The organism is [Pseudopropionibacterium] massiliense, assembly GCF_900607225.1.
In the GTDB taxonomy this organism is placed as follows: domain Bacteria; phylum Actinomycetota; class Actinomycetes; order Propionibacteriales; family Propionibacteriaceae; genus Arachnia; species Arachnia massiliensis.
In genome coordinates this window covers 878,602-904,362 of the sequence record NZ_LR027842.1, presented here as the reverse complement: position 1 = coordinate 904,362, position 25,761 = coordinate 878,602, and the positions used below count along the sequence as shown (strand labels likewise).

Sequence of the window (25,761 nt, the reverse complement as noted above, 5' to 3'; positions counted from 1 at the left end):
GAATCAGGCGAGAGCCGCTGCAACGACTGCCCGCCCGGGAGTGCCGCGTCCCAACGCACCTACGGATCGCGGCACTTCCGTTTTCATGGGTCCGCCCTTTCGACGGAGTCGCCGATGATGCGGCGCAGCGCCGCCTCGACCTCCTCGCGCGGGGGAACGGTTTCCTGGACGACGGCCTGGAACAGGACCCCGTAGCAATGGGCGAGCACGGCGCGGCCCGTTGCCTCCGGGATGTTCCGCGACAGCCGCTCCGCCAGGGCCGCGTCGCCGGGGACGATGAAGCGCCGAAGCTTCGGGTGGGTCGTGTAGAGCAGGGCGAAGGACATCTCGTTGCGGGTCCGTTTCAGATCCGAGAGGGATTCCATCACCATGTCCACGACCAGGACGACCGGGTCGTCGGCCTCGTCGGGTTCGGAGGCGAACTCGACCAGTTTCTCCTCGCGTTCCTCCTCCAGCCCCGTGAGTGCCTCCGCCAGCATGTCGGTGAGGGACCTGAAGTACTGGGTGGTCGACCCGAGCGGCACCCGGGCGCGCTCGGCCACCTTCCGGTGGGTGACGGCGCTGATCCCGATCTCCTTGATCAGCTCCCCGGCGGCCTGCAGGATCTTCTTCCTGCGCCCCTCCGGGTCCCTCGTCCGTTTCGCCACGGCGCTAATGTACATCTGTACATGTACAGATGTACAGATTCGGCGTGTCGCGGCTCACCCGCGCAGGAGCGCGCGGTGCAGCACCTCGTGGGCCCGGGTGGCCAGTCGGGATTCCACCAGGATGGCCTCGTCGACGACGAACTCCCGGGACGCGTAGGTGTCGAGGGCCTGGAGGAGGCGCCCCGCGTTCTGGGCGCGCTGGGCCCTGGCGATGGTGACGTGGGCCCTGAAACCCGCCCCATCGGGGTGGCCGCCGTGGTGGGTGGCGAGGGCCCGCAACTGTCCGGACCACTCCCCCAGCTGTACCGCCGCAGCCCCTGGAACGCCGAGGTACAGCACCTTCGCGTGTTCCGGGCCGCGGAACCCGCCGGCCCCGGCGATGTTCATCGCCAGCGGGGCACGGCGCCCGGCCCATTCGTCGAGCCCCTGGGCGAGTTCCTCGATCCGGTTTCCGGGGAACTCGGCCATGAAGGCCAGGGTGAGGTGGTAGGTCGCAGGCCGGCTCCAGCGCCACGGCGAGCCCCCGGTGGCGGTGCGGCGCGGTTCCAGGAAGCGGTCGATGTCGGCGACGACATCGGCGGGAGGTGTCACGGCGATGAAACAACGCATCCGACGATCCTAGGGAATGCTTCACCGAGAAACCCAGAACTGGTCGAGTCGATGTCTCCGGGATGCTTCTCCATGGAACGCTTGCCTTGTGGCCGAAGGCTTGCGCTACAGCGCTGGCGTTCGCCCGTAAGGCAAGCGAACGGCAGGAAGGCCAGCACACTGCTGAACGCACCCCGGCAGCCGAAGAGCAGGCCCGACCGCAAGCCCCCGGACACCCGCACGATGGTTTCGACACGACTCGCTCACCAGCGCTCGCGGGTCGGCTCAACCAGCTTCATGGAAGCCGTGAACAAGCCTCCCGGCGTTCGTTCAGCCCTCGTCCGCCTCCTCCGCGGCGATCTGCTCGTGGTGCCGCACCACCTCGCGGACGATGAAGGTGATGAACTTCTCCGCGAACTCCGGGTCCAGTTCGGATTCGACGGCCAGGGTGCGCAGCCGCCGGATCTGCTGGGCCTCGCGCTCCGGGTCGGCCGGGGGGAGACCCGCGGCGGCCTTCAATCTTCCCACCTGCTGGGTGATCTTGAAACGTTCGGCGAGCAGGTGGACCAGCATGGAGTCCATGTTGTCGATGCTGCCCCGCAACTTCAGCAGTTCCCGGCGGGCGTCCTCGGGTTCCATCAGTGCACCATCACGTCTATTCGCTGGAACGACTTGATGTCGGTGTAGCCGGTGAAGGCCATGGCCTTGCGCAGCCCACCGACGAGGTTCATGGTGCCGTCGGGCAGGTGGGATGGGCCGTTGACCACCTCGGCCAGGGAACCGACCTGCTCGAAGAACACCCGCTCGCCACGCGGCAGGGTCGCGTGCCAGGCCTCCGGTCCCCAGTGCCAGCCGCGCCCGGGGGCCTCGGTGGCGCGTGCCAGGGGGGAACCGACCATCACCGCGTCGGCCCCGCACGCGATGGCCTTGGCGATGTCCCCGGACCTCCCGACCGCACCGTCGGCGATCAGGTGCACGTAGCGCCCACCGGATTCCTCCAGGTAGTCACGACGGGCCTCCGCGACGTCGGCGACGGCAGAGGCCATCGGCACCTCGATACCCAGCACCGAGGCGGTGGTGTGGGTGGCACCGCCACCGAATCCGACGAGCACCCCGGCGGCACCCGCGCGCATCAGGTGCAGGGCCATCCGGTAGGTGGCGCATCCACCCACCAGCACGGGCACGTCGAAACGGTAGATGAACTCCTTCAGGTTGAGGGTGTCCTCGGTCTCGTCGACGTGCTCGGCGGAGACCGTGGTGCCGCGGATCACGAAGAAATCCACCCCGGCCCGTTCGATCACGTCCGCGAACTGCTGGGTCCTGGCGGGCGAGAGCGCCCCCGCCACCGGCACCCCGGCCGCGCGGATCTCCGCCAGCCTGGCCTCGATCAGTTCCGCCTTGACGGGTTCGGCGTAGAGCTGCTGCATACGGCGGGTGGTGGTCACCTGGTCGGCGGGCTCGGTGAGCTGCTCGTAGGCCGGGGAGGGATCCTCGTAGCGGGTCCACAGGCCTTCCAGGTTGAGCACCCCCAGCCCACCCAGGCGCCCCATCTCGATGGCGGTGGCGGGTGACATCACCGAGTCCATGGGGGCGGCGGCGATGGGGGCGTCGAAGGTGACGGCGTCGATGCGCCAGCGGAGGTCCACCTCCGACTCGGAGCGGGTGCGCCGCGCGGGGGCGATGGCGACGTCGTCGAAGGAGTACCCGCGGGTGGCGTTCTTGGAGCGGCCGAATTCGTACATCGTTTTCCTGTCAGCGTGACCAGTAGTTGGGTGCCTCAGCGGTGAGCTGGATGTCGTGCGGATGTGATTCTCGCAGACCCGCCGCGGTGATCCGGACGAATCGTCCACGTTCCTGCAACTCATCGATCGTGCGGGCACCGGAGTAGAACATCGACTGCCTGAGCCCGCCGACCAGCTGATAGGCGACCGCCGCCAGGGGGCCGCGGTAGGCCACCTGCCCCTCGATGCCCTCGGGAATGAGCTTGTCGTCGCTGGTGACGTCGCCCTGGAAGTAGCGGTCCTTCGAGTAGGAGGTCTTGCGGCCGCGCGCGGCCATCGCCCCCAGGGAACCCATGCCACGGTAGGTCTTGAACTGTTTGCCGTTGATGAACACCAGGTCTCCGGGGCTCTCCTCGCAGCCGGCCAGCAGCGAGCCGAGCATCACCGAGCTGGCCCCCGCGACGATGGCCTTGGCGATGTCACCGGAGTACTGGAGGCCGCCGTCCCCGATGACCGGCACGCCGTGGGGCCTGGCGGCGCGGGCCGCGTCGTGGATGGCGGTGACCTGTGGCACCCCGACCCCCGCCACCACGCGGGTGGTGCAGATCGACCCCGGTCCGACGCCGACCTTCACGCCGTCGGCCCCCGCCTCGACGAGTGCCCGGGCGCCGGCGTAGGTGGCGACGTTGCCGCCGATGACGTCCACCCCGGTTGCGGCCGGGTCGGACTTGATGCGGCGGATCATGTCGACCACACCCCGGGAATGGCCGTGGGCGGTGTCGACGATGACGCAGTCCACCCCCTGCTCCACCAGGGCCATGGCCCGTTCCCAGGCGTCACCGAAGAAACCGACGGCCGCCCCCACCCGGAGCCTGCCGGCGTCGTCCTTGGCGGCGTTGGGGTATTTGTCGGCCTTGACGAAGTCCTTGAGGGTGATCAGGCCCTTGAGCCTGCCCCACGAGTCGACGATGGGCAGCTTCTCGATCTTGTTCTTCGCCAGCAGCGCTAGGGCGTCGTCGTTGGAGATGCCGACGGGCGCGGTGATCAGGGGCATCCTCGTCATGACCTCGTGGACGGGACGGGTGCCGTCGTCCTCGAAACGCAGGTCGCGGTTGGTGATGATCCCGAGCAGCATCCCGTCGTCGTCCACCACGGGCAGCCCGGATACGCGGTACTGGGCGCATGCCTCGTCCACCTCCTGGAGACTCGCCCCGGGGCCGATGGTCACGGGCTGGGTGACCATCCCCGCCTCCGATCGTTTCACCTGGTCCACCATGTGTGCCTGGTCGTCGATGGACAGGTTGCGGTGCAGGATCCCGATGCCGCCCTCGCGGGCCATGGCGATGGCCATGCGGGTCTCCGTTACCGTGTCCATGGCAGCCGAGGACAGGGGAACGTTCAACCGGATGTTGCGGCTGAACAAGGTGTCGGTCGCCGCTTCCGAGGGAATGACATCCGACTCGTTGGGCTGGAGAAGCACGTCGTCGAAGGTCAGTCCCAGGGTCTCGAATGGGGCCGGGACACCGGAGGGGGTCAGATTCGCCACGAGATTGCTCCTCCCAACTTGGGCTCAGGCGGCGAGTCTATCGCGCGCTCAGGGGATCATCCGGTTCCCCACACCCACGCAGAACCGCTTTCTCGACAGCCCCCGGAACCTCATCACCGCCGCTTGATCACGGCGCGTTTTCCCGTGAGCCCCTGGCATCTGGCCCTGTCCTGATCCTGTTGCTGCCGTTGGGTATGTGCCACCCGTATCGAAGCCCCGCCATCCGGATGAGGAAGATCAGCGTCGCAGTGCCGAACATCCCGATTCCCCCGGCCACTCCCATGGATGCGAGCCAGACGATCAACCCGCTGCCCAGGAGCGCCGCCACCACGTAGAAAGGAGAACGGCGGCGGAAGACGAGCGGCACCTCACTGGCCAGGACGTCGCGAAGGATGCCGCCCCCGACACCGGTGACCACACCGGTCAGCACGGCTGCTGCGGGGTGCAGCCCGAATGCCAGGCCCTTGAGCGCCCCGTCGACGGTGAACAGGCCGAGTCCCACCGCGTCGCACACCAGCAGCGGTATCCGAAGTCGCTTCCCCGTGTGCACCAGTGGCATGACGATGACCGCTGTCACCAGCGACAGCCCGATCATCCAGAGATCGACCAGTGCCGCCACGGGCACCGCGCCGATCAGGAGGTCTCGGAGAATGCCACCTCCAACCGCGGTACAGCAGGCGAGCGTGATGACGCCGATACCGTCCAGGTCCCGTCGTCTCGCCTCGAGCGCCCCGGAAGCCGCAAATGCAACCACCCCCGCCACCGATATCCCCCATCGGGCCAGCATCTCCAGATCCCACACCACGGTCGGAAAGTCTAGAGGTCGCGTCCTCGGGATCCTGCGCATGGACGTTTCCATCCTTCCGGAAACAACCAGGTGTAGGCTCCCCGCGGGGGATTCGCCGGAACAACACGTCCTGCCGAGGAGGAGGCCGAATGGCCCAGAGAACCAGCACCGTGATCGCCGCCCGCGATGCCGCATTCGCCGCCCTCACCGATGGTTTCCGACTCGTCGACCTGACCGACATCCTCGGACCCGAGACCATCCTGTGGCCCGGGGCCCCGGCCCTGGAGATCGTCGATGCGGTCACCCATGCTGCACACGGCTATCACGCCCGCGTCTTCACCACCTTCGAGCACGCAGGGACACACTTCGACGCGCCCGAACATTTCGCTCCCGGAGGCGCCGACACCGCGAGCATCCCGATCGACGAACTCGTGGTGCCGGCCGTCGTCATCGACGTCTCCGAGAAGGCCGCCGCCAATCCGAACGCGGTCATCGAACCCGATGACGTGGCCGCTTTCGAGGAGGAGCACGGCACCATCCCCGCCGGGAGCGCGGTGCTGATGCGTTCGGGCTGGGCCCAACGCAAGAACAGCGCTCTCGGCTACGCCGGTTCCGAGGGCACCACCGACCTCAAGTTCCCCGGTTTCGGGGTCGATGCCACCCGCCTGCTCGTGGACCGTGGGGTCGTCGGCCTGGGTGTCGACACCCTCGGCATAGATCCCGGCGACAAACCCGATTTCCCGGTGCACCGCACGGTCTCCCATCCCGCCGGGTTGTGGCACCTGGAAAACCTGATCAACCTCGAGCAGCTCCCGGCCATCGGCAGTGTCATCGCGGTCGGGGTACCACGAATCGCGGGCGGAACCGGTTTCCCCACCCGCGTGTTCGCCTTCGTTCCCAAGCAGTGAACAGTTGAAAGGGTCACAATGGATTACAGCCCCACCCTCCCCCTCGTCGACGACGAGTCCGCCAGCCCACGCGTCAAGGCCGTTTTCGACGACATCCGGGCCACTCGACAGACCGATTTCATCAACAACTTCTGGCGGGCCCTGGCGAACGACCCCGCAAACCTGGAGCGCACCTGGCAGGAACTCAAGGAGCTCATGGGTCCGGGCACGGAGCTGGATCCCGTGATCAAGGAGCTGATCTACGTGGCGGTCTCCACCGTCAACAACTGCACCTACTGCGTGCGCTCCCACACCGCCGCGGCCCGCGCCAAGGGCGCCAGCGACGCACAGATCGCCGAGGTGCAGTCCATCGTCGCGGCCGCGAACAAGACCAACCGCCTCGCGATCGGGCTCCAGGTGCCCGTCGACGAGGTCTTCGCCTAGATTCATCAGGAGGGAGAGCACCCATGGAGCTGGGTCTGAACGACAGGCGGGCGATCGTCACCGGGGGTTCCAAGGGCCTCGGGTTCGCCATAGCCCACGAACTCGTCTCCGAAGGAGCCGTGGTGCGGATCTGCGCACGCAACGCCGACGAGGTGGCGGCCGCGCTCGAGAGGCTCGGCGAACGTGCGGATGGCCGCGTCGTCGACGTGCGTGACGCCGGGCAACTGAACGGCTTCATGACCTGGGCGGCGGAGTCGATGGGCGGCATCGACGTCCTGGTCAACAACGCCGGCGGGGCGCATCCGGGCTCCTTCGAAGCTCTTTCTGACGAATCGCTGCTGGCCGATTTCAACATCAAGGTGCACACCTGGTTCCGGGCCGTGAAAGCCGCTCTGCCGTGGCTGAGGCAAAGCCCCGCACCGAGGGTGATCAACATCGGGTCCGTCTACGCCCGGATGCCCGATTTCCGGTTCTTCTCCACGACGGTCAACCGCGCGGCCGGACTCAACCTGACCAAGGCGCTTGCCCAGGAGCTGGCGGGCGACGGCATCCTGGTCAACGCCGTGAACATCGGCTGCGTCGAAACCCCACAGTGGGCGAACATCCACGCCAAACGGGCACCGGAGAAATCGGCGGAGGAGTTCTTCGCGGATCTGGCCTCCGATGAGATCCCCCTCGCCCGTTTCGGCAAGCCGACCGAGGTCTCGGGGATCGTGACCTTCCTCGCCAGCGACCGGGCGAGCTACATCACGGGTGCAAGCATCGACGTCGCCGGCGGCATGGGCCGCTACGCCTGACCCCTGAAGGAGACAACAATGACTGATTTCCGTCTGGAACCCGCTGCCCGCAGGTCGCAGGCCGAACGCGACGCGATCCTCTCCTCCCCCGGGTTCGGATCGAATTTCAGCGACCACATGGTCCTGATCGACTGGGACCCGGAACACGGCTGGCACGACCATCGGATCGTCGGTTACGCCCCGTTCACCCTCGACCCGGCCTCGGCGGTGTTCCACTACGCCCAGGAGGCGTTCGAGGGTTTGAAGGCCTACGCCCACGAGGACGGCTCGATCTGGCGGTTCCGCGCCGACGTCAACGCCACCCGGTTCCAGCGCTCGGCCCGTCGCCTGGCGCTGCCCGAGCTCAGCGTCGACGACTTCCTGACCGGCATCGACCGTCTCGTGGAGGTGGACCGGGACTGGGTGCCGCGCGGGGCGGAGCAGAGCCTGTACCTGCGGCCCTTCATGTTCGCCCATTCGGCCTTCCTCGCTGTCAAACCCTCGACCTCGGTGACCTACGCGGTCATCGCGAGCCCGTCCGGTGCCTATTTCGGCGGTTCCGGGGTGCAGCCGGTCAGGATCTGGGTCTCCCGCGACTTCAGCCGGGCCGCTCCCGGGGGAACGGGTTTCGCGAAGTGCGGCGGCAACTACGCCGCCTCGATGGTCGCCCAACAGGAGGCCGAGGCCGCCGGGTGCAGTCAGGTCGCCTTCCTCGACGCGGTGGAGCACCGCTACGTCGAGGAGCTGGGTGGCATGAATCTGTTCGCGGTCACCACTGACGGCCGCGTGATCACCCCCGCGCTCACCGATTCGATCCTGGAGGGCGTGACGCGCTCAGCCGTCCTGCAACTAGCGGCCGACACGGGTTTGGCTGTCGAGGAACGCCGCCTCTCGCAGGAGGAGCTCCACCGGGGAATCGACGACGGCGGCATCCGGGAGGTCTTCGCCTGCGGAACAGCGGCCATCATCACCCCCGTGGCCAGCTTCACCGACCCTGACGGCACCCACGTCGTGGCGGACGGACAGCCGGGCGCGACGACGCTCGACCTGCGTCGGCGGCTCACCGAGATCCAGTACGGGCTGCGCCCCGACCCCTACGGCTGGATGCACCGCATCGTCTGAGCACGGCTCAGTCGTCATCCTGCGGAACGTAATCGGCCAGGGCCTGCACCGATGGGATGACGTAGGTCGCTCCGCTGAGCGGAGTGGTGAAACGCGTCAGCGCGTCGCGGGTCCCGTCAACACCGGCCATACGCCGCAGCATCTCGAACTGCCGCCACTGGTCCTGGCTGAAGCCGACGAACAGCGTGCCGTGCTCCCCGGTGCAGCCGTACGAAACGTTGTGCCGGAAGATGTCGAGTTCGTTGCCGTCGACGTCAACCACGGTCCGGGCGACATGCGAGGAGGCCGGTTTGACGTCGTCGGGGAGTTCGACGGAGTCGGGTTTCGTGCGACCGATGACGAGCTCCTGGTCGTGCTCGCTGAGGTTCAGCCAGGACTTCTCGTGCCGCCACTGCTGGAAGACCAGGATGCTCGCTCCCGCACCGGGCCTGCCGGGAGCGACGCACGCCACGGTGGGAGCCTCGATCAGCGATGGGTTCTCACTGCCGTCGATGAATCCCGTAAGGTCGCGTGACTGCTTGTAGTGCCACCCGTCCAGTTCCGTGACGACGGTGGCGAGCCCGGCGATGGCGTCACGCAGCTCCGTTGCGCGATCGAACAGGACGGAGCGTTCCCCGGCGGAGAGCCACACCCACAGGTCGTGCGGGGTGGCGGGCATCACGAAACCATCGGTTCCGCGAATCGGCTCATCCCAGTCGGCGGCATCCTGTGGGGTGTCCGCGGGACGGGCGGCACGCCACAGGCCGGGCCTGACCCCTATGACCATGTTGGTTCCGCCCTCCGTGTAGGCGGCCGGGATCGTGAGCAACGCCCGAAGCGCTTCCTCCAGCGCATCGGGGCGGTCGAGATCGAGCTCCAAGTATGCGTTCTCCGGGTTTCCCTGGGCGAAGATTCCGGGCTGCGGCATGGTCATGGGGACACCCTATCGGGAAATTCCTCCGCGCCTCAGGCCGGTCGATCGGCCCCTCACATCTTGACCGCTCCCTCAGTGAGGCCGCTCAGGAATTGACGGCTGCCCGCGACGAAGATCAGCAGCAGCGGCGCGACCGCGATGAACGCGCCCATCATCACCATCCCGTAGTCGGTGCCGTGGGCGGTCTGGAGCTGCGAGAGGACCACCTGAAGGGTGAGCTGATTGGGGTTGTTCAGCACGATCAGCGGCCACAGGAAATCGTTCCAGGAACCGATGAAGGTGAAGATCCCGAGAAAGGCCAGGGCGGGACGGGCCGCGGGCAGCGCGACGTGAAGGTACTGCCGGAAGAAACCACAGCCGTCCATGGTGGCGGCCTCGATCAGTTCGACGTGCACGGCGCTGGTGAAGTACTGCCGCAGCCAGAAGATCCCGAAGGCGTTCGCGAAGGCCGGGAACATCACCGCCTGCAGCTTTCCCACCCAGCCGATCTGGCTCATGACCAGGAACAACGGGATGGTCGACAGCTGTCCGGGCAGCAGGAAGGTGAACATGATGATCCCGAACAGGATTCCCCGCCCCCGGAACGAGAACTTGGAGAAGGCGAAGGCGGCCACCGAGTCCAGGAAGAGCACCACGAATGTCACCACCGAGGCGACGATGAAGGTGTTCATCATGGCGGCCAGCACGTTCACCGTGCCGGTCACCTTCTGGAAGTTGTCCCAGAACCGGTCACCGGGGATCAGCGGCGGCGGGAACTCGTGGATGGCGCTGGATCGATGGGTGGCGAGCACGAACATCCAGTAGAACGGGAAGAACGCGATCAACGCACCCACGATCAGGAAGAGGTGTCGCGTCAGGGCCCATGGTTGGAAGGGGCGGTGTCTTCGCCCACTCATGACCGACGCTCCCTCGTCGCGAAGAAGTTGATGATCGCGAACACCGTCACGATCACGACGATGCCCCAGGCGATGGCGGCGCCGTAACCGTAGCGGTTCTCCTGAAAGGCCACCGAGTAGAAGTACATGACCATGGTGAGGCCGGAGTTACCGACTCCCCCGCTGGCCGCGGCGCTTCCTGCCCTGGAGCTGGTGAGCACCTGGGATTCGGTGAACGACTGGAGCGATCCGATGGTGGACATGATCGTCACGAACATCACGATCGGCCGCAGCAGCGGCAGGGTGATGTGGAAGAACTGCCGAACCGGACCCGCTCCCTCCAGGGACGCGGCCTCGTAGATCTCCTTCGGAATGGCCTGCAGGCCTGCGAGGATGATCAGGGCGTTGTAGCCGACGAAACTCCACGCCGACAGCGTCGATATCGCGATCTTGATGCCCCATTCCGTCTGGAGCCACGGGATGTTGCCCACCCCGATCACGTTGAGCAGCGCGTTCGCCAGGCCGAAGTTGCTGGAAAAGATCGAGCTGAACAGGATGCCCATCGCCACCATGGAGGTCACGTTCGGTAGCAGATACGCCACCCGGTAGGTGTTGGAGAAACGCGTGGTGCTGTTGAGGGCCAGAGCGACGAGGGTGGCCAGGGTGAGGCACGGCACCGTGGACATCACCCACAGGATCAGGGTGTTGACGAAGGACTTCCAGAACAGCCTGTCCGTCACGAGGTATTCGAAGTTCTTCCACCCGACGATCTGGAAGTCACCGAGACCGCTCCAGTTCGTCACCGAGATGAACGCGGTGAACAGGATGGGAGCGGCCGAGAACAGGGCGAACAGCAGGTAGTACGGGGAGACCGCCGCATAGAGCGGCAGCGCGCGCCGGCCCCGCACCTTGAGTGTGCCGAGCTCGGGTGCCTTCGTGCGGGGCCGGCGGGTCATCAGAGGGTCAGTCCGTTCTGCTCGGCGAGCCGTTTTGCCTGCTCCACGGCGTCGCCCCAGGCCTGCTCGGGATCCTTGTTGCTGGCCTCGACCAGCTCCAGTTCCGCGCTGAACGGACCGCTGACGGTGTTGTTGAACTTGTGCTCATACAGCGGCCGCACCGTCTCGGCTGCCTTCGCGAACACCTCGGCACCCACCTGGCCGCCCAGGAACTCCGTCGGTTCGTGGAGCGCCTCGGATGTGAAGGCCGTCGAGTTCGCCGGGAAATTTCCTTTGTCCTCGTACTCGATGATCTGGTTGTCGGCGTTGAGGATGTGCATGATCACCTCGAATGCCCTCGCCGCATCGGCGGTGCCCTTCGGGATGGTGAGGAAGGAACCTCCGTTGTTGGTGGCGTCACCGGGATGCGCGCAGACGTGCCACTTGCCGGACGTGTCGGGAGCGTCCACCTTCAGGTCGGACAGATGCCAGGAGGCCCCGATGTCAGCGGGTAGTTTCCCGGCCGCCACCGCCGCCTGGGTGTCCGGGCTGTCGGACTTGGTCCCGGCGCTGATGCCCAGGGTGTGGGCCTTGACCGCGGTGGTCCAGGCGGAGTGGATGTGCTCCTCGGCTCCGATGAACTTCCCGGACGAGTCCACGAAGTTCTTGCCGGTCTGCTTCACCGCCGTCTCGAAGACGGTGGAGAGGTTGCGCACCAGGAAGGTTCCCGCCTCCTTGCCCACCATCTCGACTCCCAGGTTGAAGTACTCGTCCCAGGTACGGATGGCGGCGGCCAGGGCCTCGGGTTCGTGGGGCAGCCCCAGCTTCTCGAAGACGTCGAAGCGGTAGAACAGGGCCGTGGGGCCGATGTCGATGGGGATGCCCAGCTGTCTGCCGTCGGCAGCCGTGGCCTGGGCCCATTTCCAGTCCAGGAACTCTCCCTTGCGGGAATCGGCGCCAAGCGTGTTGAGGTCGGTGAAGAAATCCGGCTGGGAAGCGAAGAACGCGATGTCCTCACCCTTGACGCCCGTGATCGCCGGTAGTCCGGATCCTGCATGGAAGGTGGTGGTGAGCTTCTGCTTGAAGTCGCCACCGATGACGTCCTGTCGCAGGGAAACGTCCGGGACGGCCTTGGCGACGGACTCGAGAACCTTGGCGGAGAATCCCTCGGGCCAGGTCCACAGCACCAGCTGTGCACCGTCCCCGCTGGTCACGCCCTCCGAACCCGCCGGCGCGGTGGAACAGCCGCTCAGGAAAGCAGCCAACGATGCGATACCGCCCAGGGCGATCACACCGCGTCGTGTGATTGGTTCGGTGAGCATTTTAGTCTCCTAGGGATGGGGTGAACCTGTCTCGCCCGCGTCGTCGAGGCTCGGACGCAGGCAAGGCTAGGGCGCACACGAATGCGTGTCAATGATTGCAAAAGATCATTGATGATCGAATTTGTTGCGATTGGTCGGGGCGGCTTGTAGGTTTGGTGCCGTGATCAAAGAGGCTCGTCAGCGCGCTCTCCTGGAGCAGCTGCGCGCACACCAGGTGGCCAGTACGGCCACCCTGTCCGAGGCGCTCGACGTCTCAACCGCCACCGTACGCCGGGACCTCGACGAGTTGAGTTCCCTGGGGTTGATCGTGCGGGTCTTCGGAGGGGCCAGGCTGGCCTCCGAGAACCCGCTCGCGGAGAAGGTGGATGATCCCTTCGACGAGGTACTCGCCCGAGGCGATGAGGGCAAACGCTCGATGGCCGGGCTGGTCGCCCGGCGGATCGCGGCGAACAGCACCGTCTTCCTGGAGGCCGGAACCACCACCTACCGTGTGGCGGAGAAGCTCATGGGACATGACCTGACCGTGGTGACGAACTCGTTGCGCATCGCCGACCTGCTGGCCCCCGACCCCGGAACCGATCTGATAATGCTGGGGGGGCACGTCAATCGCGAGTACATGTCCGTCCAAGGGAGCACCACCACCGCCGAGATCGCCAACCTCCAGATAGATGTCGCGGTGCTCGGCTGCTCCGGCGTCGGTGAACGCGGCATCGTGCGCGACACCGACCCGAGGGGACGCGAGATCAAACTCGCCGCCCGTGGGCAGGCCTCCCGGGTGATCCTCGTCGCCGGCCACGACAAGTTCCCGGGGATCGGCGCCTACAACGCCATCGACATGGCCGACGTGGACCTGCTGGTCACCGATCGTCCCCTGCCCGTTTCGTTCCCCGCCCTGCCATCGGAGGTGCTGCACCCATGAAACTGACCCTTCTAGGCGGCGGCGGTTTCCGTGTCCCGTTGATGTTCCGCACCCTGCTGGCCGACGAGAGCGACCACAGGGTCACCGAGCTGAGGCTCTGGGACACCGACGCCGAGCGGCTGGGCGTGATCCGTTCCATCCTGCTGGCGATGGCGCAGGGTCATCCGAAGGCCCCCGATGTGCGGGTGGCGCGGAACCTGGACGAGGCCGTGGCCGGAACCGATTTCGTCTTCAGCGCGATCCGGGTCGGGGGCACCGAGGGGCGTGCCGCCGAGGAGACCATCGCCCACTGCTGCGGGGTTCTGGGGCAGGAGACCACCGGCTTCGGTGGCCTGGACTACGCGCTGCGCGGCATCCCCACCGCGGTCCGGATCGCCGAGACGGTCGCCCGGCTGGCCCCCGGGGCACACCTGATCAATTTCACCAACCCGGCCGGGATCATCACCGAGGTGAGCGCCCGGGTCCTGGGGGACCGGGTGATCGGGATCTGCGACTCCCCCGTCGGCCTGGCCCGGCGCGTGCTGGAGACCCTCGAGGGAGCCGGACTGGTTCCCGTTGGAACCGCGTCCCGGGTGATCGCCGGCGACGACCGGGTCCGGATCGACTACGTCGGGCTCAACCACCTGGGCTGGCTGCAACGGCTGCTGGTGAACGGCGGCGACGTGCTGCCGCTGCTGCTGGAGCGTCCCGACCTGATCGGGTCCTTCGAGGAGGGTCGCCTGTTCGGGGTCGAATGGTTGCGACAGCTCGGGTCGGTGCCGAACGAATACCTGCACTACTACTACTTCGCCCGCGAGACCCGGATGGCCGACGAGGCCGTGGATGCGACCCGCGGGGTTTTCCTGGCAGCACAGCAACGCGACTTCTACGTCCGCGCCGCCACCATGGATGGCCCGGAGGCGTACGCGCTGTGGGAGGCCACCCGGTTGCGTCGCGAGGAAACCTACATGGCCTCCAACCGGTTGGCCGCCGGCGGCGTGGAACGGGATGCGGCGGACCTCGTCTCCGGTGGCTACGATCGGGTGGCGCTGGCGGTGATGAAAGCGATCGCCTTCGACGAGACCACCGACCTGATCGTCAACCTCCGCAACGGCGACCGGCTGCCGGGGCTACCGTGCGACGCCGTCATCGAGGCGCCCTGCCGGATCGGCGCCGCCGGACCGGTGCCGCTGCCCGTCTCGCCGCTACCGGAGCACGCCGTCGGCCTGGTGCAGTCGGTCAAGTACGCGGAACGCACCATCATCCGGGCGGCCCTGGCGGGGAGCCTGGATCTAGCCGTCGCGGCCTTCGCCCACCATCCGTTGATCGACGGGGTGGGTGTGGCCCGGGAACTGCTGGAACGGGCGCGGGCGAAGTTCCCGGAGCTCGGCTATCTGTCCTGAGGCCGGAATGCACCACTTCGACTCCGTGATCCTGGAACGCGTCGAACGTGTCAGGAATGATCGCGTACGCCCGTTGATCGACCGCACCGTGGGTCACCTGGAGGTCGCGGCCTGGCGGGTCCCGGGCGAACCGGTTCCGCCCGTCGATGCGGCTGGGCAGTTCTACTCCCCCGTCTCGCTGCCGCACCGTTGGGGAGCGGCGTGGAGCACCTGGTGGTTCCGGTTGACCGGTGAGGTGCCGGCCGAGGCCGCGGGTCGGCGGCTGCGCCTGTCGGTGGATCTCGGGTTCGCCGATGCCTGGCCGGGCAACCAGTGCGAGGGGTTGCTGTTCGACGCGGACCTGCGGGTGTTGAAGGCGGTCAACTCCCGGAACCGTTCGACGGTGATCGCCGAACGGGCCGAGGTGGGGGCGCCGTTGGAGTTCCTGGTGGAGGCCGCTGCCAATCCCGATCTGTTCGCGAACGGCTGCGCGCCGACCGAGCTCGGCGACCGCCTGACCGCCCCTCGGGATGCGATCTACGAGTTGCGATCGGCCGAGTTGCAGATCCGCGACGAACAGCTGTGGGGCCTGTTCCACGACCTCGACGTCGCATGGGACCTGGCCAGGCACCTCCCGGAGGGCGGCACCCGCCGGGCGGTGATCGTCAAGGGCCTCGAACGCGCGCTCGATGTGCTGGACCTGCACGACGTTCCCGGTTCGGCGGCACGGGCCCGGGCGGCGTTGGGTCCGGTGCTGGCTGCGCCCGCCGTCGCCTCCGCGTTGAACGTGACGGCCATCGGACACGCCCACATCGACTCGGCGTGGTTGTGGCCCGTGCGCGAGACCGTCCGGAAGGTGGCCCGGACCTTCTCCAACGTGGTCGCGCTCGCCGCCGAATATCCCGATTTCCGGTTCACGGCCACCAGCGCCCAGCAGTACGCCTGGCTCCAGGAACACCACCCGGAGGTGTTCGCCCGTGTCAGGGCCGCCATCGAGGCCGGGCAGTGGTTCCCGTCGGGTGGCATGTGGGTGGAGTCGGACGTGAACATGCCCGGCGGCGAGTCCCTGATCCGCCAGTTCACCTTCGGCACCCGCTACTTCCGGCGGGAGCTGGGGGTACGCAGCCATACCCTCTGGCTACCGGATTCGTTCGGCTACCCGGCGAACTTGCCGCAGATCGCAGCCCAGTGCGGGATGACGGGATTCCTCACCCAGAAGCTGTCGTGGAACCAGCATAACCGGCTGCCTCATTCCACGATGTGGTGGGAGGGCATCGACGGCACCCGCATCCTCACGCACTTCCCGCCGGTCGACTGCTACGACTCGGAGTTGTCCGCCGAGGAGTACCTGCGGGCCGTCGACAACTACGCGGAGAAGGGGGTCGCCACGCACCAGGTGATCCCGTTCGGATACGGCGACGGCGGCGGCGGCCCGACCGCCGAGATGGTGGAACGGGTCCGGCGCCTGGCAGATCTGGAGGGGGCACCCCGGATGCGCATGGGCGACCCCGATTCGTTCTTCGAGGCGGCTCGCGCCGAGTACGGGACCGACGCCCCGGTACACGTCGGGGAACTCTATCTGGAGTTCCATCGCGGCATCTTCACCTCCCAGCTGGAGATGAAACAGGGCAACCGGCGCAGTGAACACGCCCTGCGCGAGACCGAGTTCCTGTGGACGCTGGCGCTGCTGGCGGGAGTTCCACGGGATCATTTCCCCGCCGCCACCCTGGAGCGGTTGTGGCGGATGGTGCTGCTGAACCAGTTCCACGACATCCTGCCCGGCAGTTCCATCGCCTGGGTGCACCGGGTGGCGCGTGAGGAGTACGCGCAGGTCCTGGCCGAGCTGCGGGGCCTGTCCGATGCCGCCGTCGCGGCTCTGGGCGGGGGCGGTCCCGCGGTGCTCAACGCGCTCGACCACGAGGTGACCCGGGTGCTGGAAACCGACGACGGGGGTCTCCGCCTGGTAGCGGCACCGCCGCTGGCCGTCACCCCGCTGGTGGAGGTGCTGCGTGAGCCCTCTGCCCCGGCCGTCGCCCGCCACGAAGGTGACTCGGTGGTGGTGGAGAACGCCAGGATGCGGGCGGTCATCGAGCCCGACGGGACCATCGCTTCGGTGACCGACCTGGTGCACGACCGGGAGGTGCTGCTGCCCGGGGCGGGCGGCGCGGTATTGCGTGCCTTCGAGGACGTGCCGAACGCCTTCGACGCCTGGGACATAGAGCGGCACCACCTCAATCCCGGTAACGAGCTTCCCGTTCCCGGGGCCGATTCAGTGGAGATCGTGGCCGCCCGGGGGCTGCGCGCCGAGGTGCGGGTCACGCGGCTCCTGGGCAGCTCCAGGCTCGTCCAGACGATCTCCCTCGACGCCGACGCCCCACGGCTGGATTTCGCCCTGGAAGCTGATTGGCGGGAGCGGGAAACCCTCCTGAAGGCGAGTTTCCCGCTGGCGGTGCGGGCCCGTGAGCACGCAGCCGAGGTGCAGTTCGGGCACGTCAGGCGTCCCGTGCACGAGAACACCAGCTGGGACTACTCCCGGTTCGAGGTGCCGGCCGGGCGGTGGTTGCTGGTGGACGAACCCGGCTACGGGATCGCCGTGATCAACGATTCCAACCACGGCCACTCCGTCGCCCCGCTGCGCACCGGCGCCTCGGGGCACGGGGGAATCGGCACCCGGGTATCGCTGTCGCTGATGCGTGCCCCGGTCTTCCCCGACCCGCGGGCGGATCGTTCGGAGCGCACGACCCGGTTCTCGCTGCTGCTCGACGCCGACCCGGAGGCCGCCACCCGTGCCGGGGAGGAGCTGAATCTGCCTCCCCGGGTGGTGGAGGCTCCCGCTGCCCGGCTGGCCACCCTCGACATGCCGGGTGCGCACGTCGCGGCGGTGCTGCCCGCCGAGGACGGTTCCGGTGACGTGATCGTGCGCCTCCACGAAGGGACCGGGAAACCCACCTCGGGTGTCCTTCGGCTGGCCTTCGATGCGGCCCGGGTGTGGGAGGTCGATCCGTTGGAGGAGGACCTCACCGCCGAGATGTGGCGGCCACGCGTTGACGTGACAGCCACCCGGGAGGTGCCGATCGCCCTGACCGCGTTCACGATCCTGACCCTGCGCATCACACCCGCTGGAGGAGAACCATGAAACTGCTGCTGATCGGCCTGGACGGGGTGCGGATCGACGTCGCCGCACCCTCGGCGATCCGGGACAACCCGGCGTTCGCCGAACCCCACCATCCCGCCGACCCGCGATTCGCCGCGGAACCCGCGCCCGCGGATCGCCCCGAGATGCCGCAGGACCCGTCCCCCGCGGCGCCGACGCTGTCCCGCCTCATCGCGGGCGGGGTGATCGTACCGGTGTGGATGACCCCACCCACCGATTCCGGGCCGGGCTGGTCAAACCTGCTGACGGGCACCACCCACGAGGAGAACAACGTGTGGTGGAACGAGTTCGTCGGGCACCGGCTGGCGGAATGCCCCGACGTGCTGTCCCGGATCTTCTTCGCCAACCCGAGGGCCCGCACCTACGCCGCGGCCACGTGGGAGGCGCTGCTCGGAAGTTTCGGACCGGTGATCCAGCGCCGCATCGACCAGCAGCGCACCGGGCAGCACACGCTTTTCGTCCCTCGCGACTTCACCCGCGGCTGCGTCAGCGCCGACACGGAGGTGCGCAGCCACGCCTGCCATGTGCTCAACCACGAGGGCCCAGATGCGGCGTTCGTCTACTTCGAGGGGGTCGACGAGGCCGGGCACCGGCACGGCGCGGCCTCCCCCGGATATCGCAGCGCCATCGGGGAGGTGGACGAACACGTCCGCGCCCTGGTCAAGGCCGTCGCCGAACGTCACGAGGCGCTCGGGGAGCAGTGGTTGGTGGCGGTGACCACCGATCACGGGCACAAACCGGAAGGCGGACACGGCGAGGACGAGATCGACGTGCGACGCTCCTTCCTGATCCTGCACGCTTTCGGAGGCCCGGTGATGCTACCGGATCGTCTTCTGGAGGACGGGCTGCCGAAGGCCCTGTACAGCCACGAGGTGACACCGCTGCTGCTGGAGCTGCTGGGCGTGGCCGAAGGTTCGTGGCGGCCGGAACACGAGGTGGGGCTCGCCGTCGACATCCCCTCGGCGGGCCCGACCAGGAACCCGGCCTTCGAGTGGTGACCTGGGGTGCGACCGTCGGGAAACCGACGCGGCACCCGCTGATGTTGCCCGGATGGCTGCTCGCCGAGGTTGCCGAACAGGTGTCGGATGCGGTTGGCGACGAACGCGCGGGGGAGATGACCGTCCGGCTGTTGGCCAACATTGCCGCCACCACGATCGATCTGGGCGAGGACGGCGAGGAGACTTGGGCGATCACCGGCGACATCCCCGCCATGTGGCTGCGGGATTCCTGCCTGCAGCTGGCCCCGCTGCTGCGCCTCGCCCCGTGGTACCCGGAGCTGGTCGATGCGGCCGCCGGTCTGCTCCGGCGCCACTGGCGGATGATCCTGACCGATCCCTACGCCAACGCCTTCAACCGGTCGCCGAACGGCAACCGCTGGGACGACGACGTGCCGAGACAGGGACCGTGGGTGTGGGAACGCAAGTGGGAGCTCGACTCGTTGACCTTCCCGCTCGACCTGGCGCTCCGGCTGGACGGGCTCGGCTGCCGCGACTGGCTGAACACCGACTTCCGGAACGCCGTCGACGCCATCCTCACCGTCGCCGAGGTCGAGCAGCGACACGAGGCGGCGAGCCCCTACCGGTTCGCCCGCCCCGGCGCGTCCGCGTCGGACACCCTCACACGCGCGGGTCGCGGCCCCGAGACCCGGGAGTGCGGGCTGGTCTTCCAGGCCTTCCGGCCCAGCGACGACGCCTGCCTGTTCGGTTTCAACATTCCCGGGAACGCCTTCTTCGCCAGCACGCTGCGGCGTCTGACGCCCTTCCTGGATGGCGGCCGGCGCGCCCGGGCGGAGCATCTGGTGGCCGGCATCGAGGACGGCATCGGCTTCTTCGGAATGATCGACGAACCGGAACCCCACCTGGCCTACGAGGTCGACGGCATGGGTGGCCGGTTGTTCATGGACGACGCGAACCTGCCGTCTCTGCTCGGGCTGCCCTACCTGGGGGTGTTGGCGGTCGACGACCCTGTGTACCTGGCCACTCGCCGCAGGATCCTGTCCCCCGCGAATCCCTGCTTCGTCGACGGCGTCCGGCTGCGCGGCGTCGGTTCCCCACACACCCCACCCGGGCACGTCTGGCCGATCGCGGTCGCGGTCGCGGGCCTGACCGCGACCCACGGGGATGAAAGACTGGCATCGCTGCGCATGCTGATGAACAGCACCGGGGGCACCGGGTGGATGCACGAGGGCGTCGACGCCGACGATCCGTCGAATTTCACCCGTCCCTGGTTCTCCTGGGCGAACGCGATGTTCTGCGAACTGGCGCTGGAGATCGCGTCCCGCCCAGGAGCCGATTGCGGGGACCCGATCAGCCGGCGACGGTGAAGGTGCTGTTCGCGTCGAACCCGGTGGACTGTGACCAAGCCGCGTGCTGCTCGATGGTCTCGGAGCGCTGCTGCTGGAGTTTCTGGCCCGCAGCGAGCTGGATCACGTTCCTGTCGATCGCGATCCGGGACCTGTGCTCCGGGGAGCAGTACATGTAGGCGTTCTTCGCTTTGATGAACTGGTTACCGGTGATGGACAGTTCGATGGGCAGGTTCTCCGCGTAGGACAGCAGGTGCACGCCTCCCTCGTCCGGGTTGGGGCGCACGTCCTGACCCCAGCTGCCGATGCCGGCGTCCTCACAGTAGTTGTCGGTGAAGGAACAGCCCCGGATCCCCGACCTGGGATTGGTGGTATCGGCCGGGCTCTTGTCCTCGGGACCCGCCACCCAGATCTCGAAGGACTGGCTGCAGCGGGTGATGTAGTTCTTCCTGAAGTGCACGTTGCTGCTGCCGAGGCGGAGAACAGGGGCATCCCTGCTGGTCTTCAGGATCTGATTGCCTTGAATGGTGGTCGCGACGTCGTAGACGTCGTGGATGATGTTGTCCTCCACCAGCACGTCGCTGCCGCCGAGATACACCTCGACGCCATTGCCGTAGCGGGTGGTGCCGTAGAGGGTGCTGCCCCCGATGTGGCGGATACGGTTGCGGAGCACCTCGACACCGGCGACATCGCGGACCTGGATGCCGTGCCCGCCGCAACCGATGAGATCGAGATCCTGAATGGTCATGTTCGTGACGGCCTGGAAGATCCGGCCGTTCACGGCGACACGAAGATCACCACGGCCTGACGGGTTTGTCTCACTGCATACAGTGAGTACCCCGCTTCTTTCATCCGAGTGGAAATCCAGGTCATTGCTCAGCTCGCCGACCGAGAACTTCTTCCTCCCGTGGAATGCGCTGTCGAGGAGCAGGAATCCGACGTTCGCATCACCCGTGACTGTGTTGCCGGTGTAGTTTCCCTCGACCAGTTCGATCTGCCACTGGTTACCGCCGATGTTCTTCCATGCCTCCGGCTTGTTGAGAACCTTGTAGCCCATGATCCTGGGTTTCTCGCCGCTGCCGTAGGCGCCGAAGGTGATCCGGCCCTCGCCCTGCAGACCCGACAGATCGGTGAACTGTCCGTAGAAGGTCTGCCCGCGCTTGAACAGGATGGTGTCTCCTCGGACGATCTGCCCGGCGTTGATGGCCGCGACGACCTTGTTGACGGACTGCCAAGGCGCGCTCTCGGAGGTCCCCGTGGCTTGGTCATCACCGTCCTCGGCAATGTAGTAGGTCGTCCCCGGGGCGGCGAAGGCCTCGTGGACACTCCCCAAGAGGGTCACTGCGGGAAGGGCTGCGGCGGCCGTTGCGAGGACGGCACGACGACTGATGGACATTCTAAGCTCCGCTCAGTTGAAGAAAAATGTTGCCGACCTGCGATGGGGGTGCGCATCGGTGAGTCACTGCAAACCTATGAGCACCTCCCGACATCACAAAGTCATCCGAATGGCCGACGGGGATTCCCGGAGTCGATCCTCCTCGGCGAACTGACAGGGCTTCATCGTCCCACTGCTCCCGGATTGCCGCGTCGCTTCCTGCGGCTGATGAAGAAGCCCCGGAACCGCATGGTTCCGGGGCTCTTCACGTGAGTCAGCTCACTTGTCCTCTTCGTCTTCCTTCTTCTCCACCACGAGGGTTTCGGTGGTCAGCAGCAGGGAGGCGATGGATGCGGCGTTGGCCAGCGCGGAGCGGGTGACCTTCACCGGGTCGATGACGCCGGCCTCGATGAGGTTCTCGTAGACACCGGTGCGGGCGTTGTAGCCGTGCCCCGGCTCCAGGTCGGCGACCTTGGATGTGATGACGTAGCCCGCCTCGCCGCCGTTCTCGGCGATCCAGCGCAGCGGCTCCACCACCGACTTGCGGACGATGGCCACACCGACGCGCTCGTCGCCGGCCAGGCCCAGGTCGCCGTCGAGCACCTTGGCGGCGTGGATGAGGGCCGAGCCGCCGCCGGCGACGATGCCCTCCTCGATGGCCGCGCGGGTGGCCGAGACGGCGTCCTCGATGCGGTGCTTCTTCTCCTTCAGCTCCACCTCGGTGGCGGCACCGACCTTGATGACGCACACGCCACCGGCCAGCTTCGCGACGCGCTCCTGGAGCTTCTCGCGGTCCCAGTCGGAGTCGGTGCGCTCGATCTCGGCGCGCAGCTGGGCGACGCGGCCCGCGACCTCGGACTGCTCACCAGCACCGTCGACGATGGTGGTGTTGTCCTTGGTAACGACGATGCGGCGGGCGCGGCCGAGCACCTCGAGGCCGACCTGGTCCAGCTTGAGACCCACCTCGGGGGCGACGACCTGGCCGCCGGTGAGGATGGCGATATCCTCGAGCATGGCCTTGCGGCGGTCACCGAAGGCGGGGGCCTTGACGGCCACGGAGGTGAAGGTGCCGCGGATCTTGTTGACGACCAGCGTGGACAGGGCCTCGCCGTCGACGTCCTCCGCCACCACGAACAGGGTGCCCTTGGCGGCGATGACCTTCTCCAGCAGCGGAAGGAGGTCGTTCATCGAGGAGATCTTGCCGGAGTTGATGAGGATGTAGGGATCCTCCAGGACGGCCTCCATGCGGTCGGCGTCCGTGACGAAATACGGTGACAGGTAGCCCTTGTCGAACTGCATGCCCTCGGTGAACTCCAGCTCGGTGCCGAAGGTCTGGGACTCGTCGACGGTGATGACGCCGTCCTTGCCGACCTTGTCGAAGGCCTCGGCGATCAGCTCACCGATCTGCTCGTCACGCGAGGAGATGGTGGCGACGTTGGCCATGTCGGCGGTGGTGTCGACGGCGCGGGAGTTCTCGTGGAGCCGCTCGACGACGGCCTCAACGGCCTTGTCGATGCCGCGCTTCAACCCGACGGGGTTGGACCCGGAGGCCACGGCGCGCAGGCCCTCGTGGACCAGCGCCTGGGCCAGCACGGTGGCGGTGGTGGTGCCGTCGCCGGCGACATCGTTGGTCTTGGTGGCGACCTCCTTGGCGAGCTGGGCGCCGAGATCCTCGTAGGGATCCTCGAGCTCGACCTCCTTGGCGACGGTCACGCCGTCGTTGGTGATGGTGGGGGCGCCCCACTTCTTGTCGAGCACGACGTAGCGGCCCTTGGGGCCGAGGGTCACCTTGACGGTGTTGGCGAGGGTGTCGACGCCACGCTCAAGCGAACGCCGCGCCTCCTCGTCGAACTGCAGAGTCTTTGCCATGGGTCACGCCTCGATTCAGCGGGAGACGACGGCGAGGATGTCGCGGGCGTTGAGCAGCAGGTACTCGGAGCCGTCGTACTTGACCTCGGTGCCCCCGTACTTGCTGAAGATGACGACATCGCCCTCGGCGACGTCGAGCGGGACGCGGTTGCCCTTGTCGTCGATGCGGCCGGGGCCGGTGGCAACGACTCGGCCCTCCTGCGGCTTCTCCTTGGCGGTGTCGGGGATGACCAGCCCGGAAGCGGTGGTCTGCTCGGCCTCGAGCGGCTGGACGAGGACGCGGTCCTCGAGCGGCTTGATCGTGGTTGCCACGACAAACCCCTTTCTGTAGTTGTCCGGCGAGAGCCGGATTCAGTTCGATCTCCGGTCCGGGCGTCGTCGCGGGTGCCACCCGGGTTGGCACCCGGGACTACCGAGTGCCAGAAAAAGGCTATACCCCCGTTAGCACTCAATCAAGCCGAGTGCCAAGAAAGTGTCGGATCCGAACGACTCACAGCGGGACCGCCTCGTCCAGCACCCGTTGCCTGAGGTCATGGCGCAGCGTGCTCTCAGGAACCAGATCCACCTCAGCGTCTACGAGCTCGGCGATGCGCGCCTCCAGGCGCCCGAGAGCGAGAAGTCCCAGCGGCCGCTCCATCTCGAACAGCAGGTCCACGTCCGAGTCCGCTTTCTCCGCCCCTGTCGCCACTGATCCGAAAACCCGAACATGCTTCCCCCCGGCATCATGGATCAGCCGCCGAATCTGACCACTCGCCTTTCGAAGACGAAGCGCCAGCGGTGTCGTGCCATGGAATCGGAGCAACCGCGACACCTCCGGTTGGCTTCTGCCGATCTGCGCGGCGATCTCGGTCTGGGTCATCCCGGCCCGGGCGGCTTCCCGGACCCCGGCGACGAGTTTCATACGGGCCTTGGCCATCGCGGCATCGGACGATGCGGCGATCTCGGCCAACGACTCCTTCATGACAAAGTTATAGCAATTGCTATATCTGGCACCACAGGCGTCGGTGAGCAGGTCAACCCACCCGTTCGACCACGAAGGCCCTGGCTCCGGCGACGGTCCGGGCCAGCAGCAGGGTCGCCGCCCCGTCGCCCCTCGGTTTCAGTTGTTTCCGCAGCACGGCGGGGTCGACGTCGATGGCGCGCCGTTTGATCTCCAGCCGCCCGATCCGGTGCTGTTTGACCCACCGCCTGAGGGTGGTGACGTCGTGGTCGAGCACCTCGATCACCCGGTAGGAGGTGACGAAGGGGCCGCCGATCGGGGAGTCGGAGGAGACGTAGGCCACCCCGGGGGCCAGCAGCCAGCCGCCGGGCGCCGAGTCGGCCACGAGGCCGGCGCGGATGACCGCGTTGTCGGGTTCGTGGATGAACCTCCCGGGCGGGCCGACGGGCAGCGGGGCGGCGCCCCCGGTCAGGACCTGGGGTCCGGGCTCTCCCCGGGGGAACACGACCGCCCGGGGACCGGGATCCGAGGCGTTGCTCAACATCAACTCGACCACGTCGCCCCCCACCGATACCCAGGCCGCGCCGACGCCTTCCGGGATGAGTTGTTTCGGCAGCCCGGGGCCGAGTTTGGCGAGAACCACCCGCTCCCCCCTCAGATGGTTCTCCACCAGGGACCAGGGAGGGGTGAGGTCGGCGACATCCCAGGTTCGGCCCCGCTCGGTGCGGCGGGCCGGGTCGAGGAAGATCCCGCAGCCCTCGGGAACCCACGCATCCTCGGCGCGCCCCACGGTCACCTCCCCGCCCCCGACCAGGGCCAGGTTGGCCCGGGCGAGGGCGGCGGTAGCGGGATCCGATTCGACCGCATGGACCCCGAGGCCCGCCCCCGCGAAGGCCATCGCGTCGACCCCGATGCCGCATCCCAGGTCCCACACGTCGGTGACCCCGGCGTCGATGAACCGCGCGGCGCGCCACCGGGCGACCACCCAGCGGGTCGCTTGTTCGAGCCCGTCGGGGGTGAAGAACATCCGGTCCGCCATCGGCAGTTTCCCCCGGGCCCGTCGCCTCAGGGTCACCTGGGTCAGGGCCGCGGCGGCCAGCTCCGGCGGGAAGCGGCGCCGCATCCGCTCGGCGGCACCGAGCGAATCCGGGTCGGCCTCCGCCGCCGCCATCTCCAGGGCCAGGGCGCCATCGTCGCTCAGAATGTCCACACCCGCAGCCTAAGGGTTTCCCCACCGAAGCCGGTTGGGCCGGCCCGCGAACGTCTCCTCCCCAAACT

At 67.5% G+C, this 25,761-nt stretch carries 24 protein-coding genes; 9 read left to right on the top strand and 15 right to left on the bottom strand.

The genetic code is table 11. From position 1 onward, the window contains the following. Window positions 1-83 precede the first annotated feature (83 nt). From E0E39_RS03865 to E0E39_RS03840, 6 genes are all read right to left on the bottom strand, one after another. Entirely contained in the window at window positions 84-647 is a 564-nt protein-coding gene (locus E0E39_RS03865; protein WP_165444628.1) for a TetR/AcrR family transcriptional regulator, read from the bottom strand. A gap of 54 nt (window positions 648-701) precedes the next feature. Then, window positions 702-1,256, bottom strand: a complete 555-nt coding sequence (gene thpR, locus E0E39_RS03860) for an RNA 2',3'-cyclic phosphodiesterase (RefSeq protein ID WP_130873566.1) — start codon at window positions 1,254-1,256, stop codon at window positions 702-704. Between the two features lie 309 nt (window positions 1,257-1,565). Continuing rightward, a complete protein-coding gene (locus tag E0E39_RS03855; protein ID WP_130873565.1) occupies window positions 1,566-1,874 on the bottom strand; it encodes a chorismate mutase in 309 nt (102 codons plus the stop codon). Then, window positions 1,874-2,977, bottom strand: coding sequence for a GuaB3 family IMP dehydrogenase-related protein (locus tag E0E39_RS03850; RefSeq protein WP_130873564.1), 1,104 nt, complete (start codon window positions 2,975-2,977; stop codon window positions 1,874-1,876). Before E0E39_RS03850 ends, E0E39_RS03855 begins: the two co-directional genes overlap by 1 nt. A 10-nt stretch (window positions 2,978-2,987) precedes the next feature. Then, window positions 2,988-4,502, bottom strand: coding sequence for an IMP dehydrogenase (guaB, locus tag E0E39_RS03845; protein ID WP_130873563.1), 1,515 nt, complete (start codon window positions 4,500-4,502; stop codon window positions 2,988-2,990). A gap of 127 nt (window positions 4,503-4,629) precedes the next feature. After that, entirely contained in the window at window positions 4,630-5,307 is a 678-nt protein-coding gene (locus E0E39_RS03840) for a trimeric intracellular cation channel family protein (RefSeq protein ID WP_165444627.1), read from the bottom strand. Window positions 5,308-5,438: 131 nt separating this feature from the next. On the opposite strand from E0E39_RS03840, the gene E0E39_RS03835 reads away from it, so the two are divergent. From E0E39_RS03835 to E0E39_RS03820, 4 genes are read left to right on the top strand one after another with little or no spacing between them, the layout of a single operon-like run. Beyond that, window positions 5,439-6,197 (top strand): cyclase family protein, encoded by a 759-nt coding sequence (locus tag E0E39_RS03835; RefSeq protein WP_165444626.1) that lies wholly within the window; start codon window positions 5,439-5,441, stop codon window positions 6,195-6,197. Window positions 6,198-6,215: 18 nt separating this feature from the next. Beyond that, window positions 6,216-6,620: a carboxymuconolactone decarboxylase family protein gene (locus tag E0E39_RS03830; protein ID WP_130873560.1), complete on the top strand. Its 405-nt coding sequence runs from the start codon at window positions 6,216-6,218 to the stop codon at window positions 6,618-6,620. Between the two features lie 23 nt (window positions 6,621-6,643). After that, a complete protein-coding gene (locus E0E39_RS03825; protein WP_130873559.1) occupies window positions 6,644-7,417 on the top strand; it encodes an SDR family oxidoreductase in 774 nt (257 codons plus the stop codon). Window positions 7,418-7,435: 18 nt separating this feature from the next. Beyond that, the gene (locus tag E0E39_RS03820) at window positions 7,436-8,518 is read left to right on the top strand and encodes a branched-chain amino acid aminotransferase (protein ID WP_130873558.1); all 1,083 of its coding nucleotides are present in this window, start codon (window positions 7,436-7,438) and stop codon (window positions 8,516-8,518) included. Between the two features lie 7 nt (window positions 8,519-8,525). Here E0E39_RS03820 and E0E39_RS03815 read toward each other — a convergent pair whose 3' ends face one another. From E0E39_RS03815 to E0E39_RS03800, 4 genes are read right to left on the bottom strand one after another with little or no spacing between them, the layout of a single operon-like run. Continuing rightward, entirely contained in the window at window positions 8,526-9,431 is a 906-nt protein-coding gene (locus E0E39_RS03815) for a Dyp-type peroxidase (RefSeq protein WP_207302402.1), read from the bottom strand. A 53-nt stretch (window positions 9,432-9,484) separates the two neighbouring features. Then, window positions 9,485-10,327, bottom strand: a complete 843-nt coding sequence (locus E0E39_RS03810; RefSeq protein WP_130873557.1) for a carbohydrate ABC transporter permease — start codon at window positions 10,325-10,327, stop codon at window positions 9,485-9,487. Beyond that, window positions 10,324-11,262, bottom strand: a complete 939-nt coding sequence (locus E0E39_RS03805) for a carbohydrate ABC transporter permease (protein ID WP_130873556.1) — start codon at window positions 11,260-11,262, stop codon at window positions 10,324-10,326. The genes E0E39_RS03810 and E0E39_RS03805 overlap by 4 nt, the downstream gene beginning before the upstream one ends. Then, window positions 11,262-12,563, bottom strand: coding sequence for an ABC transporter substrate-binding protein (locus E0E39_RS03800; RefSeq protein WP_130873555.1), 1,302 nt, complete (start codon window positions 12,561-12,563; stop codon window positions 11,262-11,264). The genes E0E39_RS03805 and E0E39_RS03800 overlap by 1 nt, the downstream gene beginning before the upstream one ends. Window positions 12,564-12,723: 160 nt before the next feature. Here E0E39_RS03800 and E0E39_RS03795 point away from each other — a divergent pair, with 160 nt between their 5' ends. The 5 genes from E0E39_RS03795 to E0E39_RS03775 are packed head-to-tail and all read left to right on the top strand — an operon-like array spanning window position 12,724 to window position 20,320. After that, a complete protein-coding gene (locus E0E39_RS03795) occupies window positions 12,724-13,482 on the top strand; it encodes a DeoR/GlpR family DNA-binding transcription regulator (protein WP_165444625.1) in 759 nt (252 codons plus the stop codon). Next, a complete protein-coding gene (locus E0E39_RS03790) occupies window positions 13,479-14,864 on the top strand; it encodes a family 4 glycosyl hydrolase (protein WP_130873553.1) in 1,386 nt (461 codons plus the stop codon). The genes E0E39_RS03795 and E0E39_RS03790 overlap by 4 nt, the downstream gene beginning before the upstream one ends. 7 nt (window positions 14,865-14,871) lie before the next feature. Further along, window positions 14,872-17,979, top strand: coding sequence for an alpha-mannosidase (locus E0E39_RS03785; RefSeq protein WP_130873552.1), 3,108 nt, complete (start codon window positions 14,872-14,874; stop codon window positions 17,977-17,979). Then, window positions 17,976-18,995, top strand: a complete 1,020-nt coding sequence (locus E0E39_RS03780) for an alkaline phosphatase family protein (RefSeq protein WP_130873551.1) — start codon at window positions 17,976-17,978, stop codon at window positions 18,993-18,995. The genes E0E39_RS03785 and E0E39_RS03780 overlap by 4 nt, the downstream gene beginning before the upstream one ends. Beyond that, window positions 18,989-20,320, top strand: coding sequence for a glycoside hydrolase family 125 protein (locus E0E39_RS03775; protein ID WP_245988181.1), 1,332 nt, complete (start codon window positions 18,989-18,991; stop codon window positions 20,318-20,320). Before E0E39_RS03780 ends, E0E39_RS03775 begins: the two co-directional genes overlap by 7 nt. On the opposite strand, the gene E0E39_RS03770 is transcribed toward E0E39_RS03775, so the two are convergent. The 5 genes from E0E39_RS03770 to E0E39_RS03750 form a co-directional block, all read right to left on the bottom strand. After that, window positions 20,304-21,695, bottom strand: a complete 1,392-nt coding sequence (locus E0E39_RS03770; protein ID WP_130873550.1) for a right-handed parallel beta-helix repeat-containing protein — start codon at window positions 21,693-21,695, stop codon at window positions 20,304-20,306. The two genes, E0E39_RS03775 and E0E39_RS03770, sit on opposite strands and share 17 nt — an antisense overlap. A gap of 258 nt (window positions 21,696-21,953) precedes the next feature. Continuing rightward, window positions 21,954-23,543: a chaperonin GroEL gene (gene groL, locus E0E39_RS03765; protein WP_130873549.1), complete on the bottom strand. Its 1,590-nt coding sequence runs from the start codon at window positions 23,541-23,543 to the stop codon at window positions 21,954-21,956. Between the two features lie 15 nt (window positions 23,544-23,558). Continuing rightward, window positions 23,559-23,855, bottom strand: a complete 297-nt coding sequence (gene groES, locus E0E39_RS03760; protein ID WP_014847141.1) for a co-chaperone GroES — start codon at window positions 23,853-23,855, stop codon at window positions 23,559-23,561. Between the two features lie 178 nt (window positions 23,856-24,033). Further along, complete coding sequence (locus E0E39_RS03755; protein WP_130873548.1) at window positions 24,034-24,504, bottom strand: nucleotidyltransferase domain-containing protein; 471 nt, start codon at window positions 24,502-24,504, stop codon at window positions 24,034-24,036. Window positions 24,505-24,556: 52 nt separating this feature from the next. After that, window positions 24,557-25,693: a THUMP-like domain-containing protein gene (locus E0E39_RS03750; protein WP_245988180.1), complete on the bottom strand. Its 1,137-nt coding sequence runs from the start codon at window positions 25,691-25,693 to the stop codon at window positions 24,557-24,559. Window positions 25,694-25,761: the final 68 nt, after the last annotated feature.

Coding starts and splice junctions, on each gene's coding strand:
- thpR (WP_130873566.1), bottom strand. CDS start 1,256: ATGCGTTGTTTCATCGCCGTGACACCTCCCGCCGATGTCGTCGCCGAC.
- E0E39_RS03855 (WP_130873565.1), bottom strand. CDS start 1,874: ATGGAACCCGAGGACGCCCGCCGGGAACTGCTGAAGTTGCGGGGCAGC.
- E0E39_RS03850 (WP_130873564.1), bottom strand. CDS start 2,977: ATGTACGAATTCGGCCGCTCCAAGAACGCCACCCGCGGGTACTCCTTC.
- E0E39_RS03835 (WP_165444626.1), top strand. CDS start 5,439: ATGGCCCAGAGAACCAGCACCGTGATCGCCGCCCGCGATGCCGCATTC.
- E0E39_RS03830 (WP_130873560.1), top strand. CDS start 6,216: ATGGATTACAGCCCCACCCTCCCCCTCGTCGACGACGAGTCCGCCAGC.
- E0E39_RS03825 (WP_130873559.1), top strand. CDS start 6,644: ATGGAGCTGGGTCTGAACGACAGGCGGGCGATCGTCACCGGGGGTTCC.
- E0E39_RS03820 (WP_130873558.1), top strand. CDS start 7,436: ATGACTGATTTCCGTCTGGAACCCGCTGCCCGCAGGTCGCAGGCCGAA.
- E0E39_RS03815 (WP_207302402.1), bottom strand. CDS start 9,431: ATGACCATGCCGCAGCCCGGAATCTTCGCCCAGGGAAACCCGGAGAAC.
- E0E39_RS03810 (WP_130873557.1), bottom strand. CDS start 10,327: ATGAGTGGGCGAAGACACCGCCCCTTCCAACCATGGGCCCTGACGCGA.
- E0E39_RS03805 (WP_130873556.1), bottom strand. CDS start 11,262: ATGACCCGCCGGCCCCGCACGAAGGCACCCGAGCTCGGCACACTCAAG.
- E0E39_RS03800 (WP_130873555.1), bottom strand. CDS start 12,563: ATGCTCACCGAACCAATCACACGACGCGGTGTGATCGCCCTGGGCGGT.
- E0E39_RS03790 (WP_130873553.1), top strand. CDS start 13,479: ATGAAACTGACCCTTCTAGGCGGCGGCGGTTTCCGTGTCCCGTTGATG.
- E0E39_RS03785 (WP_130873552.1), top strand. CDS start 14,872: ATGCACCACTTCGACTCCGTGATCCTGGAACGCGTCGAACGTGTCAGG.
- E0E39_RS03780 (WP_130873551.1), top strand. CDS start 17,976: ATGAAACTGCTGCTGATCGGCCTGGACGGGGTGCGGATCGACGTCGCC.
- E0E39_RS03770 (WP_130873550.1), bottom strand. CDS start 21,695: ATGTCCATCAGTCGTCGTGCCGTCCTCGCAACGGCCGCCGCAGCCCTT.
- groL (WP_130873549.1), bottom strand. CDS start 23,543: ATGGCAAAGACTCTGCAGTTCGACGAGGAGGCGCGGCGTTCGCTTGAG.
- E0E39_RS03755 (WP_130873548.1), bottom strand. CDS start 24,504: ATGAAGGAGTCGTTGGCCGAGATCGCCGCATCGTCCGATGCCGCGATG.